This is a genomic window from Campylobacter sp. CNRCH_2014_2849 (genome assembly GCF_025772845.1).
GTDB classification, from domain to species: Bacteria; Campylobacterota; Campylobacteria; order Campylobacterales; family Campylobacteraceae; genus Campylobacter_D; species Campylobacter_D lari_D.
Genome location: NZ_JAKMSW010000035.1, coordinates 1 through 1,339, shown reverse-complemented (window position 1 = coordinate 1,339; position 1,339 = coordinate 1). Strand labels below are relative to the sequence as shown.

The 1,339-nt window shown below is 26.0% G+C and carries 2 protein-coding genes; both read left to right on the top strand.

The features are described from left to right. Window positions 1-718, top strand: a 718-nt coding sequence (locus L8X33_RS08565; protein WP_263670494.1) for a hypothetical protein, incomplete at its 5' end; no start/stop codon positions are given. After that, a partial coding sequence (locus L8X33_RS08560; protein WP_263670492.1) for a hypothetical protein occupies window positions 702-1,339 on the top strand: 638 nt, incomplete at its 3' end. The genes L8X33_RS08565 and L8X33_RS08560, both read left to right, overlap by 17 nt.

Here is a 1,339-nt window from a genome sequence, read left to right as displayed (position 1 = left end):
CGGTTTGCTTATAGCTTTGATTATTTTTATAAGCTTAGCTTATCGCCCTTTAGAGCTTATCTTTTGGGATAAGTATTATTATGAAAAAGAAAATCAAATTAGAAAAGAGATATCTAAATTATTCTGGAGCAACGAAGAAGAATTTAAAAAAGTTTTTGTAGAACAAAACTTAAATCAAGAATTAAAACTTAATCAAAAAGAACTATTAAATTATATGCATAACTTTAAAAAAGATTTTAAATTTATGCAAATTTTAGGTTTAGACAATGCTTATTTGGTAGCTCTTAAAAATAAGGATGTATTATTTGGTTTGCAAATGCAAAATAATCTTAATTATTTTTATTTTATTTCCAATAGCACTGATTTAAAAGAAATTAATAATTATTTAAATGTTGTGGATGAGTTTCTTGTCTTTATGAGTGAAATTGAAAAATTACCATCTAAGTATAATCCAGGTAAAATAATGTTTGAGTTTACTTTTGTAAATTACAACACTTTGTTTTTTGGTTTTACTTTAGATATAAATCTTATGTGTTCTATACCTCAAAAAGAACAGTTATTAGAAAATATGATTAATTCTTATAAAAAAATGAATTTATTGTATGATATAAATTTAAAAACCGAATATCAAGAATTATACGAAACAATATATGGCGCTAAAAAACCTAATCGTCTAATAAATTTTGCTAAAGGAAGATTAAATGCATGCGGAAAATAATTTAAGTCCTGAAGATAGACAAGGTATAGAAAATGCTGTGCTTGCTAAAAAAGATATAATACCGAATTGGATAGCAAATTTTAATAGACAAGATATAGAAAATGTAAAAAAAGAAGTAGAAGAAAATTTAAATACAATAACTAAATTAAACAATACTATCAATTCCTACTCCAAGCAATATCCTACTTTAGAACCAATAGCAAGAAAAATAAGAATAATAACCAAACCAACAGAAAACACTTTAAAAATTATGGATTATTCTTTAGAATATGTCCTTAATGGCGAAAGGTCGGTAGTTATTAAAGCTATAGCTGAAGGGGTTGAAACTATTGTTTATACAGTTGGTATTTCTGCGACTGCAATTGCAGCTGGAATTGTGAGTTTGGTTGGTATATTATGTCCAGATTCAGCACCTTTGGTAGCATTTGGTGCCTTTGTAATATTCACTCAAGGAGAGGAGCTGAGTTACTATATATCACAAAAAGCTAAAGAAATAATAATAAATTTTTTAAATCCAAAAATACAATATTTTCCACAAACTATCCATCTGGGCAATGGACAATATTATAAAAATGATAAAAATATAGATGAAATATTCAACAATATATACGAAGTCCTTGG